This window comes from Nonomuraea sp. NPDC005501 (genome assembly GCF_040605905.1).
Taxonomy (GTDB): Bacteria; Actinomycetota; Actinomycetes; order Streptosporangiales; family Streptosporangiaceae; genus Nonomuraea.
In genome coordinates, this window is record NZ_JBEXDT010000101.1 from 15881 (window position 1) to 30985 (window position 15105).

General features: G+C 72.0%; 12 protein-coding genes. 8 read left to right on the forward strand and 4 right to left on the reverse strand.

Annotated elements, in window-relative coordinates; translation table 11 throughout:
• Positions 1-395: 395 nt before the first annotated feature.
• The 5 genes from ABZS51_RS35255 (at position 396) to ABZS51_RS35275 (ending at position 5393) form a co-directional block, all read left to right on the forward strand.
• A complete protein-coding gene (locus ABZS51_RS35255; RefSeq protein WP_310709318.1) occupies positions 396-1088 on the forward strand; it encodes a YggS family pyridoxal phosphate-dependent enzyme in 693 nt (230 codons plus the stop codon).
• A gap of 139 nt (positions 1089-1227) precedes the next feature.
• Positions 1228-1728 (forward strand): cell division protein SepF, encoded by a 501-nt coding sequence (gene sepF / locus ABZS51_RS35260; protein WP_175588709.1) that lies wholly within the window; start codon positions 1228-1230, stop codon positions 1726-1728.
• An 80-nt stretch (positions 1729-1808) separates the two neighbouring features.
• Positions 1809-2099, forward strand: a complete 291-nt coding sequence (locus ABZS51_RS35265) for a YggT family protein (protein WP_310709317.1) — start codon at positions 1809-1811, stop codon at positions 2097-2099.
• Positions 2100-2207: 108 nt separating this feature from the next.
• Complete coding sequence (locus ABZS51_RS35270; RefSeq protein WP_310709316.1) at positions 2208-3080, forward strand: DivIVA domain-containing protein; 873 nt, start codon at positions 2208-2210, stop codon at positions 3078-3080.
• 42 nt (positions 3081-3122) lie between these two features.
• Positions 3123-5393, forward strand: a complete 2271-nt coding sequence (locus ABZS51_RS35275) for a hypothetical protein (RefSeq protein WP_355450456.1) — start codon at positions 3123-3125, stop codon at positions 5391-5393.
• A 144-nt stretch (positions 5394-5537) separates the two neighbouring features.
• Here the strand turns inward: ABZS51_RS35275 and ABZS51_RS35280 are convergent, their stop codons facing one another.
• Together ABZS51_RS35280 and ileS are read right to left on the reverse strand one after the other, a co-directional pair.
• Complete coding sequence (locus ABZS51_RS35280) at positions 5538-7088, reverse strand: carboxylesterase family protein (RefSeq protein WP_355450460.1); 1551 nt, start codon at positions 7086-7088, stop codon at positions 5538-5540.
• A 225-nt stretch (positions 7089-7313) separates the two neighbouring features.
• Positions 7314-10460 (reverse strand): isoleucine--tRNA ligase, encoded by a 3147-nt coding sequence (gene ileS, locus ABZS51_RS35285; protein WP_355450463.1) that lies wholly within the window; start codon positions 10458-10460, stop codon positions 7314-7316.
• Between the two features lie 452 nt (positions 10461-10912).
• On the opposite strand from ileS, the gene ABZS51_RS35290 reads away from it, so the two are divergent.
• Genes ABZS51_RS35290 through ABZS51_RS35300 form a run of 3 tightly spaced genes read left to right on the forward strand, consistent with a single transcriptional unit; the run spans position 10913 to position 12788 of the window.
• Positions 10913-11302 carry a TraR/DksA C4-type zinc finger protein gene (locus ABZS51_RS35290; protein WP_355450466.1) on the forward strand — a complete coding sequence of 130 codons (390 nt, stop codon included), beginning with the start codon at positions 10913-10915 and terminating at the stop codon, positions 11300-11302.
• Positions 11266-11862: a signal peptidase II gene (lspA, locus tag ABZS51_RS35295; protein ID WP_355450469.1), complete on the forward strand. Its 597-nt coding sequence runs from the start codon at positions 11266-11268 to the stop codon at positions 11860-11862. The genes ABZS51_RS35290 and lspA overlap by 37 nt, the downstream gene beginning before the upstream one ends.
• The gene (locus tag ABZS51_RS35300; RefSeq protein WP_355450472.1) at positions 11859-12788 is read left to right on the forward strand and encodes an RluA family pseudouridine synthase; all 930 of its coding nucleotides are present in this window, start codon (positions 11859-11861) and stop codon (positions 12786-12788) included. The genes lspA and ABZS51_RS35300 overlap by 4 nt, the downstream gene beginning before the upstream one ends.
• Before the next feature lie 86 nt (positions 12789-12874).
• Here the strand turns inward: ABZS51_RS35300 and ABZS51_RS35305 are convergent, their stop codons facing one another.
• Positions 12875-14464: a protein kinase gene (locus tag ABZS51_RS35305; protein WP_355450475.1), complete on the reverse strand. Its 1590-nt coding sequence runs from the start codon at positions 14462-14464 to the stop codon at positions 12875-12877.
• Positions 14465-14539: 75 nt separating this feature from the next.
• Complete coding sequence (locus ABZS51_RS35310) at positions 14540-14947, reverse strand: hypothetical protein (RefSeq protein WP_355450478.1); 408 nt, start codon at positions 14945-14947, stop codon at positions 14540-14542.
• Between the last annotated feature and the right edge of the window lie 158 nt (positions 14948-15105).

Genomic DNA, 15105 nt, shown 5'->3' on the forward strand with positions numbered 1-15105 from the left:
GCGGGGGCGCCTCGGGGCGCACAGCGCCGCGCCGGCCGTGCAGGACGGTGATCGGCCCGATCGGCGGGCCCGGACGGGCGCCCGGCATGATGGGATCCGGCGGAACGGGGTTCGGCGAGAATGGGGTCCGGTGGGAAGCCGCGAAGGCGCCGTCACGGCGGCCCCTGGCGGCGGCACCCGGTTCTCGGGCGACGGCTGCCGGTGGAGGGTGTCGGCGGCGGCCCTTGACGGCAGCTCTTGACGGTGGCTTCTGACGGCGGCTCTTGACAGTGGGCCGGTACGGCGGGCGGGTGTGGCGGCCGTGGGCCGGGGCCGCGGGAGCCGGGCGGCGTGACTGAGGCGGGACGAGCGGGGCAGTCCTCGGCAGGGCGGTCCTCAGGGGAGGGGCAGGCGCGATGAGGCGGGACGAGATCGCGGCCGGGTTGGCCGACGTGGAGCGGCGCATCGCGGACGCGTGCCGGGCGGCCGGCCGCGACCGCGGCGAGGTGACGCTGATCGCCGTCACCAAGACGCGCCCCGCCGAGGACGTCCGGATCCTGGCCGGGCTGGGCGTGCGCGAGGTCGGCGAGAACCGCGACCAGGAGGCCGCGCCCAAGGCGCGCGAGCTGGCCGCCCTAGGGCTGACCTGGCACTTCGTCGGCCAGCTCCAGAGCAACAAGGTGCGCTCCGTCGCCGGCTACGCCGACGTGATCCACTCCGTGGACCGGATCCGCCTGGCCGCCGCCATCGACAAGGAGGCCGGGCGGCAGGGCCGGGAGATCGGCTGCCTCGTCCAGGTGTCCCTCGACGACGACCCGGCCAGGGGCGGCGCCGCCCCGGCCGACGTTCCGGCGCTGGCCGACCGGATCGCCGCGCTCGACCACGTCTGGCTCGGCGGCGTCATGGCCGTGGCGCCGCTGGGGGAGGACCCGGGCAAGGCGTTCGCGCGGCTGCGGGAGGTCGCGCTGGCCGTTCAGGAGCGCCACCCGCGCGCCACCATGATCTCGGCGGGCATGAGCGAGGATCTGACCGAGGCTGTCGCGCACGGCGCGACACACGTGCGGATCGGTACGGCGTTGCTCGGCCGTCGCAAGCCCTTCGTCAGGTAATGTCCCCTCAAGTGGGCCTTCAGGCCCGCGCATCCAGTAGAGGTCGATCAGCGGTGAGCTTCAAGGGGGTACGGCTACCGCCTCGGGCGCTGCGACAGGCCCGAGCGAGTGCGACCATGAGCAGGAGGACGACGTAGCGATGGCCGGCGCGATGCGCAAGATGGCGGTCTACCTCGGTCTCGTGGAGGACGACCGTTACGAGAGGTACGACACCTACCCGGACGAGTACGCCTACGAGGACGAGGCCCCCCGCACCGGCGAGGAGCGGCCCGTGACGGTCCAGGACCGCGACGAGGAGACCGACCCCGGCGTCCCCGCGCCCCGGCCCGCCACGACCGTCCTGGAGCGCCGCACGACCGATCTGGCCCGCATCACCACGCTCCACCCCCGCACCTACAACGAGGCCCGGACCATCGGCGAGCACTTCCGCGACGGCACCCCGGTCATCATGAACCTGACCGAGATGGTTGACAGCGACGCCAAGCGGCTGGTCGATTTCGCGGCAGGTCTGGTCTTTGGCCTACACGGCAACATCGAACGTGTTACCAACAAGGTGTTCCTGTTGTCCCCAGCCAATGTCGAGGTGACCGCCGAGGACAAGGCCCGAATCGCGGAACGCGGGTTCTTCAACCAGAGTTAGAGTCTCTGTATGCCTATCGCACCCAACCGGGTCTCGCCGAGGCCGGAAGGGCACATCAGAAGGGGAGGCGCGGCCAGCCCGTGGGGATCGTAAGTCAGATCTTGGTCGTCGTCCTGTCGCTCTACCTGGTGCTGCTCATCGGCAGGATGATCTTCGAGACGGTTCAGGCCTTCGCCCGCCAGTGGCGCCCCTCCGGGGTCGTGCTGGTGCTGGCCGAAGCCACGTACACCGCAACAGACCCACCCCTCAAGTTCCTCCGCCGTTTCATTCCTCCGCTCCGGTTGGGTACGGTGGCCTTTGACCTAAGCTTCACAGTCCTCTTCATCGTCGTCCTGCTCCTGATCCAGATCGTTGGATGGATAGGCCGGTGACGGGGACTGCGGGGGCACCGGTCGAGATCCAACTCGTGTCCGCGCTGAAGTGATTCGGAATCCCCGTCCCTCCGGACAGACTCCAAGCGCGCCAAGGAGACCAAAAAGATGCCGCTGACGCCCGCTGACGTGCGGAACAAGCAGTTCAGTACCACCCGGTTGCGGCCGGGCTACGACGAAGAGGAGGTCGACGCCTTCCTCGACGAGGTCGAGGCTGAGCTTGACCGCCTGATCCAGGAGAACGAGGAGCTGCGCGCCAAACTGGGCGAGTGCCTGCGCGGGAAGGTGCCGGGCGGCATGAACATGCCCATGGCCTCCGCGCCGGTGCAGGAGCAGCCGAAGCCCGAGATGATGGCGCCCCCGCAGCCCGAGCCCATGCGGGCTCCGGAGCCGCAGCCCCAGCCCCAGCCCGTCCCCGTGGCCATGAGCATGCCTCCGGCCGAGGACAACATGGACACGGCGGCCCGCGTTCTCGCCCTGGCCCAGCAGACCGCCGACCAGGCGATCTCCGACGCCCGCCGCGAGGCGGACGAGACCGTCACCCGCGCCCGCCGCGAGGCCGACGAGATCCTCACCAAGGCCCGCCGCCAGGCCGAGCAGGTCATCGGCGACGCCCGCGCCCGCGCCGAGACGCTGGAGCGCGACGCGCAGGAGCGCCACCGCCAGGCCATGGGCTCCCTCGTCCAGACCCGTGACGAGCTGGAGCGCAAGGTCGAGGAGCTGCGCAGCTTCGAGCGCGAGTACCGCAGCCGTCTCAAGCTCTACCTGGAGAACCAGCTCGCCGAGCTCAACGTCTCCGCCGAGGGCAGCGGTGCCTTCCCGGTGATGTCGGGTGGCCCGTCGGCCGCGGCTCCGGCCATGTCCCACGCGGTGCCGCAGGGTGGCCAGCAGCCTCTCCCCGCTGGTCCGAGCCCGTTCGGCGGTGACGGCCCGCAGGGTGCCTTCCCCGGTGGCGACGGTCAGCACAACGACCGCCGGTAAAGTAACGGGTCAACCAGGCCCGTCACTTCGAAAGAGCCCTCTGTGATCCTTATCAGCGCTGGTTTGGTGCTCGCGGCGGTCGTCTTGCTGATCGCGGGCTTCGTACTGGCCAAGGTTTACCTGATCATGTGGTCCATCGTGGTCAGCGTGCTGTCCGCGCTGTTCCTGGTGATCGGGGCGTTCCTGCGGCGTCACGAGCTGTTTCCCAGTGGTGGGCGGGCCGCCGAGCCGGCCGTCCCTCCGGTGGGTCACGTGCCGCCCGGCATGCCGTACGGCCAGACCGGCCCGGTGGGAGCGTCGCAGACCAGTCCGATGGGAGCGTCGCCGTCCCCGCGTCCGCGGGTACCGCAGCAGACGGCGACCGTCCCCGCGGCCGCCCCGCGCCGCACACCGGCGATGGGGGTCTCCCCGGACGCCCTCGTCCTGGTGATCCCGGGACGCAAGCGCTACCACGTTCCGGGGTGCCGCCAGCTGGTCGGGCGAGATCACGAAGAGCTCACCTACGAGGAGGCGCGCGAGGAGGGCTTCACGCCCTGCACGACGTGCCTGCCCGACGCCGCCCTCGGCGGACGGCAGCTGCCGCCCGTCGCCGATCCCGAGCCCGCGGCATCCCCCTCTTTCCCGGCTTCGACCGGTCCCGCGGCTTCCAAGGCTCCCTCGGCCTCCAAGGCTCCCTCGGCTCCGGCCGGGGTCTCCACGGGCAGCCGTGCCGAGTCGGCCGGTCCCGACGAGCCCTCCGAGGCTTCCGAGCCGTCCGAGACCACGCGGATCCTGCGCCCACCGGCCCCCACCGGCACGGGCCGTCCCCCCGCCGCGCCGAAGCCCGCCTCCAAGGCTTCCACCCCCACCTCGGAGCCGTCGGCCAAGCCCGGCCCGGACCCCACGTCCCGCCCCGGCACCGACCGTGCCTCCCAGCCCTCCGGATCCAAGTCCGGTGCGGGGACGACCTCCAAGCCCGGCTCGGGCTCCTCCTCTTCCCCGCCCTACGCGTGGTTCGCCCGCCCCGAGTCCACGGACGAGGACACGGCCGACGGGGACACCGCTGACCGGGACACCGCCGGCGGCGACACGAAGGGCGCGCCCGGCAAGGGGCCGGCCGGCAAGACCGCGACCGGTAAGGACGCGACCGGTAAGACCGTGACCGGCAAGGACGTGACCGGCAAGGACGTGACCGGCAAGGACGTGACCGGCAAGGACGCGACCGGCAAGGGCGCCGCCGAGCGGCCGCCGGCCGCCGCTCCCGGAGCGGACTCCGGTGACGACGAGGCGGACGACCAGCAGACTTCCCCCTCCATCGCCTTCACACCCGTCTCGCGCGGCCCCAAGGCACCGCCCGCCAAGCCGGGCGCGGCCGGTTCCCGGCCCGCCGATCCGCGACCCGGGGATGCCCGGGCTCCCGAGCCCGTCCGTCCCGCCACGGGCGCCGAGGCCAAGGAGCCCACGCTGGAGCGCCCTGCAGGGGCGGACGGGCCTTCGCAGCGGGCGAAGGGCGCCGAGGCCCGGGACGACGAGCAGGGTCCGGAGACGAGGCCGCAGCGCGCCGTGTCCGCCACAGGTGAGCCGGTCGAGCGACCGGCCGGGAAGACCGGGTCGCGTGAGCGGGATGTCGTTCCCGAGCGTCCCGCGTCGGCGGCGGAGTCCTCGGCCAAGCCGAGCGGCCCCCTCCCGGCCGGTGCCGAGTCGACCCCGGCGAGCGGGGCCGACGCGGGCGACACGGTCGTGGTCACCCCTCCCGGTGCTGGGGACACGGTCGTGGTGACCCCTCCCGGTGCGGGAACGCGTTCAGGGGAGGGGGGCGCCCGCAAGGGCGCCACGTCCGGTGATCGTCCCGGCGAGGGCCCGTCCGGGGCCGCGGGCAAGACGTCCGGGTCATCGAGCATGAAGTCCGGGACGTCCGCTGGGACGTCCGGGGCCGCGGGCAAGACGTCTGGGACGTCCCCGGCCGCGGGTAGGACGTCCAGGGACACGGGCGGGGCGTCCGGCGCTTCCGCAGGGGCGGGTGCCGGCGACGGGAAGACCGGCGGCGAGAAGGCGGCCGGGCCGGGCGGCGGCTCCAAGCAGGGCAAGGCCGCTCCGGCCGCGTCAGGCGACGCCTCCGCCGAGGAGCCGGTCGCTGATCCCAAGGGTGCGGCCGGGAAGGGCTCGACCACGGTCAGGGTGATCGAGGGCACGAGCCGCTACCACGCCACCGCCTGCCCTCTGGTGCGCGCCGTGGGCGACAGCGGCGTCCGGACCATGACTCTCGCCGAGGCCGAGAAGGACGGCCTGACGAGCTGCTCGGTCTGCCGCCAGGACAGCGACGCCACCTCCTAGACCCGCCCGTCCTGGCCCCTCGACTTCATGGGCGCGTACCTTTCGGTCTCGCCGCTGCTTCATCTCTCGTAGCCGTAAGAGGCCGGGGCCGCCCGGCCCCCGGCGCGCACAGCGCCCGCCGGAGGCCAGCGACCGTGCTGCCGGTCAGCTCGGGTTGAGATCGTTCTTCCAGATCTCCCGCTCGTCACGGCGCGGGTCGTGGACGATGACGTTGTTCGGCGTGTTGTCGCGGTAGAAGGTCATCACCGGGCGCTCGGTGGTGTCGTAGGGAGCCCACTGGCCGAGCTCGCCGGTCTTGACGAACTCGACCCAGCGTCCGTGCAGAGCGTCCGCGAGAGCCTGGGGCGGGTTGGGGCCGGTGAACTCCGCGCTGTGGGGGTTGTCGAGCGTGTCCCACGCGAAGGGGAGCGGCAGGCTGTGACAGGCGCCGAGCTTGACGCGGAGGTTGTTGGGCGTGGTGGGTGACCGCCAGCCGAACTCGAAGACGTGGGTGGTGGCGGGCGCGTCGCTGCGGGCCTCGGCGATGCGGTAGGTGGGGATGCGGAACATGCGGTCGGTCAGCGTCGCGCAGGCGACGCCGGAGGGGGCGTTGCGGAGGTACGGCTCGACGTTGGTCTCGGCGTAGCGGTCATAGAAGCCGGCCGGGGCGCCGTAGACCTCGGTCCTGGTCCTGAACGGCGCCGCGCCGGGCCAGCCCACCATGGCCGTGGGAACCACGAAGGTCCTGAACTCCTCGGCCGTGGTGCCGATCAGCAGCGGCACGTCAGCGCCCCGGCCGTCGGCGATGGCGTCGATCGGCAGTCGCGGAACCACCTCGCCGTCGATCACCGGCATGAACGACATGCCGCACGAGGCGATGGTGCTCGCCCCGTACAGCTCGGGGTCGGCGCTGGAGGTGACGTCGTCGCTCACCTGACCCTGCGCCGTCATCAGGGCGGCGATGCCCACCTCGGCGAGCGCCTGGGCGGTCGGCTGCACACCCAGCCGGGTGGCGACGGCGGCGGTGAGAAGGGCGGCGTCCTGGAGGGTCTGGCCGATGTGCGCTGTGCCGCTTTCGACGATGGCCTGGTGGAACAGCTCCCGGCCGAGGGAGAGCAGGGTCAGCACGCTCATCGCGCCGGCGGACTCGCCTGCCACGGTGATGTTGCCCGGGTCGCCGCCGAAGCCGGCGATGTTGTCCCGCACCCACTCCAACGCGAAGATCTGGTCGAGCAGGCCGCGGTTGGCCGGGACGGGAGCGTCCTCGATGTAGGCGAAGCCGTCCACTCCGAGGCGGTAGTTGATGGTGACGCAGACGACGCCGTCGCGGGCGAAGGTGGCGCCGTCGTAGGTCGTCACCGCGGAGGAGCCGGTGGTGAAGGCGCCGCCGTGGATCCACACCAGCACCGGCATGGCGGCGCCGGGGCCGGTGGCGCTGGTCCACACGTTGAGGTTGAGGTAACCGTCCCCGGGGACGACCGGGTTGTGGAACAGCTCGCCGAGCTTCCCCTTGAGCGGCGGCTGCGGCGGGGTCGGTCCGAACTCGTGAGCGGGCAGCGGCGCGTCCCACGGCCGGGGCGGCACGGGTGCGGCGAACCGGTTCGGCCCGACGGGAGCGGCGGCGTAGGGAATCCCGCGGAAGGACGCGATCCCGTTCTGGATCAGCCCCGATACCGGGCCGTAGGCGGTCGGGATCTCGACGGTGGTGGGCGACATGGCACTCCTCGGCCGGTACAGGGCGGCATACGCTCGTACAGGGCCGGCAGTCCCCCTGGAGCACCGTCCAGGCCGCGAGCTGCGGCCGGACACCACACCATTACCCAGAGTGACGACTGTTCATCTCAGAGTGACGGAACGGATGATCTGAAGACCTCACTCGAGGCCGGCACGCGGAGAGGCGGGACACCCCGGCAGGGATGTCCCGCCTCTCGCGTCGTCGGCTCAGGCGCGGGTCAGCTGGAACCTCAGGCCCAGGTCCGCGTCCTCGTGCACCGGCAGGCCGTCCTGTGCCCCCTCCGTGAGGGACGTGGCCAGCACCTCGTCCGCCACCAGCGACCCGCCCGCCTCCAAAGCGGCCGTCAGGTCGGCGTTGGAGGACGTCCACCACAGCGTGATCCGGTCCGTGATCGACAGGCCCGACGCCTTGCGGGCCTCCTGCACCAGGCGGATGACCTCACGCACCAGCCCGGCCCGGCGCAGCTCGTCCGTGAGCTCCAGGTCGAGGGCGACCGTCTCACCCGTGCCGGTGTCGATGGCGCCCGTCTCGACCGCCCAGCCGGAGCGCGGCTGCTCGGTGACGATCACGTCGTCGGGGCCGAGCGTGACCTCGCCCAGCTCGCCCGCCTCCAGCGTGACCGTGCCGCCGCCCCGCAGTGTGCGGGCCAGCGACGCGGCGTCGGCGCCGCCGACCGCCGCGGCCACCACCTTGGTCTGCGAGCCGAACCGCTTGCCGAGCGCCCGGAAGTTCGGCTTCACCGTGTACGACACGAGGTCGGCGCTGAAGCCGGACATGTCCTCCAGGGCCTGGACGTTCAGCTCGTCGGCGATGAGGTCGCGCAGCTCGGCCGGGAGCGCCGGCCAGCCGTGCGCCCCGACCAGCGCCCGTCGCAGCGGCTGCCGCGTCTTGACGCCCGAGGACGCGCGGGCCGAGCGGCCCAGCTCCACCAGCCGGCGGACCAGCGCCATCTGCTCCGACAGCGCCGGGTCCAGCAGGTCCTCACGGGTGACCGGCCACGAGGCCAGGTGTACGGAGCTGGGCGCTTTCTCGCCGCGCAGCACGTCCCACAGGTAGTCGGTGACGAACGGGGCGATGGGCGCCATCAGCCGGGTGACCGTCTCCAGGCACTCGTACAGCGTCGCGAACGCCTCGTGCGACCCCTGCCAGAAGCGGCGGCGTGAGCGGCGTACGTACCAGTTGGACAGGTCGTCCAGGAAGTCGGCCAGGCGGCGGCCCGCCCGCTGCGTGTCGTACTCGTCCAGCGAGGCCGTCACGTCGGCGACCGTGCGGTGCAGCTCGGCCAGCGCCCACCGGTCGAGCAGCGGCCGCTCGGACACGGGCGGGGCCGAGGCCAGCATCGCGGGCGACCACGACTCGGCGTTGGCGTACAGGGTGAAGAACGAGGCGGTGTTCCAGTAGGTCAGCAGGACCTTCCGGACGATCTCCTCCAGCGCGTTGTGGCCGACGCGGCGCGCCGCCCACGGCGAGCCGGAGCAGGCCATGAACCAGCGCAGCGCGTCGGCGCCGTGCTCGTCCATGAGCGGGATCGGCTCCAGCACGTTGCCGAGGTGCTTGCTCATCTTGCGGCCGTCCTCGGCCAGGATGAGGCCCAGACAGAGCACGTTCTCGTACGACGACTGGCCGAACACCAGCGTGCCGACGGCCATCAGCGAGTAGAACCAGCCGCGGGTCTGGTCGGTCGCCTCGCAGATGAACTGCGCGGGGTAGACGCCCTCCGGCTTGCCGCGGGCGCCCCACTGGGCGAACGGCATGGAGCCCGAGTCGTACCAGGCGTCGATGACGTCCGGAACGCGGCGCGCCTCCGCCCCGCAGTCGGGGCAGGGGAAGGTGACGTCGTCCACGTACGGGCGGTGCGGGTCGAGCGCGGAGACGTCGCGGCCGGCGAGCGTGCCGAGCTCCTCCATCGACCCGACGCACGTGATGTGCGTGTCGTCCTCGCCGCACACCCACAGCGGCAGCGGCGTGCCCCAGTAGCGCGAGCGCGACAGCGACCAGTCGACGTTGTTGCGCAGCCACTCCCCGAACCGGCCCCACTTGATCGTGTCGGGGAACCAGTTGGTCCTGGCGTTCTCCTCCAGCATCTGGTCCTTGACCGCGGTGGTGCGGATGTACCAGGACGGGAGCGCGTAGTAGAGCAGCGGCGTGTGGCAGCGCCAGCAGTGCGGGTAGCTGTGCTCGAAGTGGCCGCCGCGGAACAGCAGGCCACGGGCCCGCAGGTCCTCGGTCAGCTCCTCGTCGGCGTCCTTGAAGAAGCGCCCGCCGACCATCGGCACGTCGTCCAGGAAGCGCCCGTCGGGGCCGATCGGGTTGACCACCGGCATGTCGTAGCGCCTGATCACCGCCAGGTCGTCGGCGCCGAACGCCGGAGCCTGGTGGACCAGGCCGGTGCCGTCCTCGACCGTCACGTACTCGCCGGTCACCACGTAGTGGGCGCCCGGGATGTCGACCAGGTCGAACGGCCGGGAGTAGGTGGTGTGCTCCAGCTCGCGGCCGGTGAAGCGGGCCACCTCGGTGGCGCCGTCGCCCAGCACCGACAGCAGCGGCTCGGCCACCACCAGCACCTCGCCGTCGGCGGTGCGCGCGGCGACGTACGTCACGTCGGGGTGGACGGCGACCGCGGTGTTGGACACCAGCGTCCACGGCGTGGTGGTCCAGATGAGCAGCGAGGCGCCCAGCTCCGCCAGCCGCCCGGAGGTGGCGGGCATGCGGACGTAGACCGAGGGGCTGGAGACGTTCTCGTAGCCGCCCGGCTGGCCCAGCTCGTGGTCGGACAGCCCGGTGCCGCAGCGCGGGCAGTACGGCGTGATGCGGAAGTCGCGGAACAGCAGGCCCTTGTCGAAGACGACCTTGAGCGACCACCAGACCGACTCGATGTACGAGGGGTCCATGGTCCGGTAGGCGGTGGACAGGTCGATCCAGTAGCCCATCCGCTCGGTCATCTGCTCGAACGCGTCGACGTGCCGCAGCACGGACTCCCGGCACTTGGCGTTGAACTCGGCGATGCCGTACGCCTCGATGTCCTTCTTGCCGGTGAGGCCGAGCTCCTTCTCGATGCCGACCTCGACCGGCAGGCCGTGGCAGTCCCAGCCGGCCTTGCGGGGCACGCTGAAGCCCTGCATCGACTTGTACCGGGGGAACAGGTCCTTGAAGACCCGGGCCTCGACGTGGTGGACGCCGGGCAGGCCGTTGGCCGTGGGCGGGCCCTCGTAGAAGACCCAGGCGGGGTTGCCGTCGTTCTGCTCGACGGAGCGCTCGAAGACCTTCCCGTCCCGCCACCGTTCGAGGACCTCGCGCTCGAGCGCGGGCAGGTCGACCTGCGCGGGAAGAGAGCGGAAACTAGGGGAAGACATCTGGGGCGCGCCTCCACGCGGTCACTGTCGGACAGGATGCGTGAAGGGACGAAGCCGTGCGGCTCCGCGGTACCACCCTTCTTGGCCTCGGCGAGCGAGGCCCACTTCATTGGTCTGCTGCCGGGTCTAATGAGCTCCGGGGAGCCGTTCTTCCGGCGGCTCCGGGGTGATGTCCCTCACATTCCGGGCCCCATCGACGCCTTGCAGATTCACACCATAACGCAGAGTGGAGCCCTGGTCTTCCCGGTTTCCCTGGTGAGGTGCCTGTCTCCGGTACGGAAGTCGTAAACGGCGACAAAGTTGCGGGAATGGAGTGGCTGCGGGAGGAGTTGAAAGCGCGCGGCGGGATAGTACGGGAGAGGTAATCGGGACGGCGGGTCGTTTGCCGTTCTGTTATGGGGCACCTAAGCTGCCCGCACCATTCACCGGCCTTGATCAGCATGGAGGCACCCATGGCGGCAGTCACGCAGACCACCACTCCGTTGATGTGGTCGGACGAGGAGCTGGCCGAGGTACGCGGCACGCTGCAGCGCGAGATCGACGAGCTCAACGCGGACATCCGCCGCCACGAGTCGGAGATCGCCTCCGGCGATGTGACCCAGGGAGCCGGTGACGACCAGGCGGACGCCGGCGCCAAGACGTACGAGCGCGAACGCGAGATCGCCCTTACCCTGAATGCGCGCGACCTGGTCGCGCAGAACGAACGTGCGATCGCCAGGATCGACGCAGGGACCTATGGAGTGTGCGAATCGTGCCACAAGCCGATCGGCAAGGAACGCCTGCAGGCGTTCCCGAGGGCGACGCTGTGCGTGGCCTGCAAGCAGAAGGAGGAGCGCCGGTAGCAGGACCGGCCGCGGCGCCGGCGGCGAAGCGGCGCACCCGCCTCGTCGCGGTCCTCGTCGCGCTGGCCGCCGTCGTCTACGTGATCGACGTCCTCACCAAGACGGTGGTGCTGCGGGCGCTGGAGGGCAAGGCGCCGCTCGTCGTCATCCCCGACGTGCTGCAGTTCAGGGTGATCTTCAATTCCGGTGCCGCGTTCAGTCTCGGCACCGGAATGACGATAGTCTTCACCTTCATCGCCGCCGCGGTCGTGGTCGCCATCATCCGCACCGCCCGCAAGCTCCTCAGCCTGCCGTGGGCTATCGCCCTGGGCCTGCTGCTGGGCGGGGCGTTCGGCAACCTGACCGACCGGCTGCTGCGCTACCCTTCGGGTTTCGGCAGGTCCACCCAGTTCCAGGGGCACGTGGTCGACTTCATCGAGGTCCTGCCCGGCCACTTCCCGGTGATCGACTACTTCCCGGTGTTCAACGTCGCCGACTCCTCGATCGTGTGCGGCGGCATCCTGGCCGTGCTGCTGGCCTGGCGGGGTTACCAGATCGACGGATCGAGGGAGGGCAAGTGACCGAGCGGCGAAGCCTGCCCGTGCCCGACGGGCTGGAGGGCGAGCGCCTGGACGCCGCCCTGTCCCGGCTGTTCGGCTTCTCCCGCACCCGGGCGGCCGAGCTGATCGGCGCCGGCGAGGTGACGATCGACGGCCGCGAGCCCGCCAAGTCCGACCGCGTCCACGCGGGCGCCTGGCTGGAGGTCGTGCTGCCGCCTCCGGTCAGCACGCCCATGCCGGTCGCCGAGCCGGTGCCCGGCATGCGGATCGTCTACGAGGACGACGACATCGTCGTGGTCAACAAGCCGATCGGCGTGGCCGCGCACCCCACGGTCGGCTGGACCGGCCCCACGGTGATCGGCGGGCTGCTGGGCTCCGGCCACACCATCGCCACCAGCGGCGCCGCCGAGCGCCAGGGCATCGTGCACCGGCTCGACGCCAACACCACCGGCGCCATGGTCGTCGCCAAGAGCGAGCACGCCTACTCCCACCTCAAGCGCGCCTTCAAGGAGCGCACGGTCGACAAGCGCTACCACGCGCTGGTGCAGGGCCATCCCGACCCGTTCCGGGGCACGGTCGACGCCCCCATCGACCGGCATCCCTCGGGCGACGGCCGGTTCGCGGTGGTCGCGGGCGGCAAGCCGTCGGTCACCCACTACGACACGATCGAGGCGTTCCGGGCGGCGTCGCTGCTCGACATCAAGCTGGAGACGGGCCGCACCCACCAGATCCGGGTGCACATGTCCGCGCTGCGCCACCCGTGCGTGGGCGACCTGCTGTACGGAGCCGACCCGACGCTGGCCGCGCGGCTCGGGGTGGGGCGGCAGTGGCTGCACGCGGTGTCGCTCGGGTTCGAGCACCCGTCGAGCGGCGCGTGGACGTCGTTCCAGACGGACTATCCCGAGGACCTGCAGAAGGCCCTCGACCTCGTACGCGCGGAGTCCTGAGGCCCGCCAAGTCCTGAGGCCCGCCAAGTTCTGAGGCCCGCCAAGTTCTGGGGCTCGCGGAGCCCTGAGGCTCCCGGCGCCGGCCGTCAGGCCTTGCCGTGCTTGGCCTTCTTGACCTTCTTCGGCTTCTTGGTCCCGCCGGAGGAACGGCCGGTGCCGACGGGGTCCACCTGGCCCGGCGTGCGCGACGAGGGCTGCTCGTCCTCCTTCCTCGACTTGGCGGGGGTCGGCTTCTTGGTGGGCTTGGCCGTCGGCTTCGTCGACGGCTTCGTGGTCGGCCTCTTGGTGGGCTTCTTGGTGGGCTTCGTGGTCGGCTTCCTCGCGGGCTCGCGTGTGGCCCTGCCGGTCGGCCCGGTCGTCGGGCGGTGTCGCGTGGGCTCGGCCGTCGGCCGGTGCGAGGCGGGGCCGTCGGTCGGAACCGTGCCCTGCCGTGGCCCGCTGTCGGTGGGCGGGTCCGACGGCGTTCTCGTGGCGGGGTGGCTGACCGGCTCCGAGGCGGGCTTGGACGGCATGGCCGAGGTGACCACGGCCGGGGCGGTCGTGGGCGTAAGGGCGTCGCCGACCGGCCGGTTCGTCCACCAGGCGGCGCCGCCCGTGAGGACCGCCACGGCCGCGACCCCCGCGACGAGGGCCGACAGCGGTGGCCTGCGCCGCCGGACCGCCGGGTGGAACGCTGCGGACGACGGTCCGTCGGCCGGCCCGCCGGGCGGCCCGTCGAGCGGCCCCGCGAGTGGCTGTGAGGGAGTCACGGGAGTGGCGGCGGCGACCGGAACGGCCGGCGTGTCACTCGTGGACGAGGGGCCCGGGTCGCTCAGACCGCCCGCCGGGATGGCGACCGGGGCCGTCGGCTCCGGCACGTTGCCCGCGACGAACGCGTGCAGCCGCCACCGCGCCTCGTCCAGGCCCATCCGCTGCGCCGGGTCCTTGCGCAGCAGCCCGAGCAGCACCGGCCCGAGCGCGCCCGCGCGGGCCAGCGGTGGCGGCTCGGAGTGCATCACGGCGCCCAGCGTGGCCAGCGCGTGCGCGCGCTGGAACGGCGACTGACCTTCGACGGCCAGGTACAGGGTGACGCCCAGCGACCACAGGTCCGACTCCGGCACGGCCTGGCCGCCCGCCGCCCGCTCCGGCGCCATGAAGGCGGGTGTGCCGACGAGGATGCCCGTCCTGGTGACGGGCGCCTCGTCCTCGGTGGTGGCGATGCCGAAGTCGGTCAGCACCGCCCGGCCGTCCTCGGCGAGCAGCACGTTGTCCGGCTTGACGTCGCGGTGCAGGACGCCCGCGGTGTGCGCGGCGCGCAGCGCCTCCAGCAGTTGCAGCCCGATGTCCGCGACCCTGGCCGGTGGCAGCGGGCCCTCCTCGCGGACCAGCTCGCCCAGCGTCCGCGACCGGACGAGCTGCATGACGATCCACGGGTGGCCGTTCTCCTCCAGCACGTCGTAGACGGCCGCCACGCCGGGGTGCGCGACGCGGCCCGCGGCCCGCGCCTCCCGGAAGGTGCGCACGCTGAAGACGTCGCGCTCCGGCCCGTTGAGGTCGGGGGGCGGGTGGACCTCCTTCACGGCCACGTCGCGGCCGAGCACCTCGTCGTGGGCGTGCCAGACCGTGCCCATACCGCCCTGGCCAATGGTCCTGAGCAGCCGGTATCGTCCACCGACCATCACCGCTGAATCGGACATGCGGGCCGACTACCCGATAAAGTCCCTCCCAAGCGCGCATCCCCGCCGATTAAAGAACGGGCCGGATAGGGCCGGTCAGCGCAGGGTGAAGGTCTTGGTGAAGGTGTCGAAGTAGTGGCGGTCGCGGGCCCAGCGGGAGTCGGGCGCCTCCCAGTACAGGGCGAACGGCCGGCCGGACGCCGTGCGGAAGCCGCGGTTGACGACGTGGACGACCGTCCCGCCACGCCGCCAGGTGAACTCCCAGTCGGCCGCCGGCCGCCCGAGGTAGGTGGTGGCGCCGATGCCGATCCGGCGGTAGCCGGGGAACTCGCCCCGGCCGAGGATCTCCCTCTCCAGCCCCTGCCAGTGCCGTACGGGGCCGAGCCACGGCTGGTCCGGCACCGTCCACTCCACGATGAACGCGCCGGGGGAGCCGGGGCCGCGCACGGTCACGCTGTCGCGGGTGGGGTGCTTGGTGACCTTCCACCGGGCGGGGACGGCCATCGCGAACCCGCCCGCGGAGCTCCGGTACGGGACCCAGCCCGCCGGCGTCGCCGTGGCCGCGGGAGTATGGCGACCGCGAAGCTGACGATCAGCGTGAGCGGCACCGCGCCGAGCGTGTAGTAGGTGGTGGCGCCGAGCGACTTCCAGAACAGCGGGTC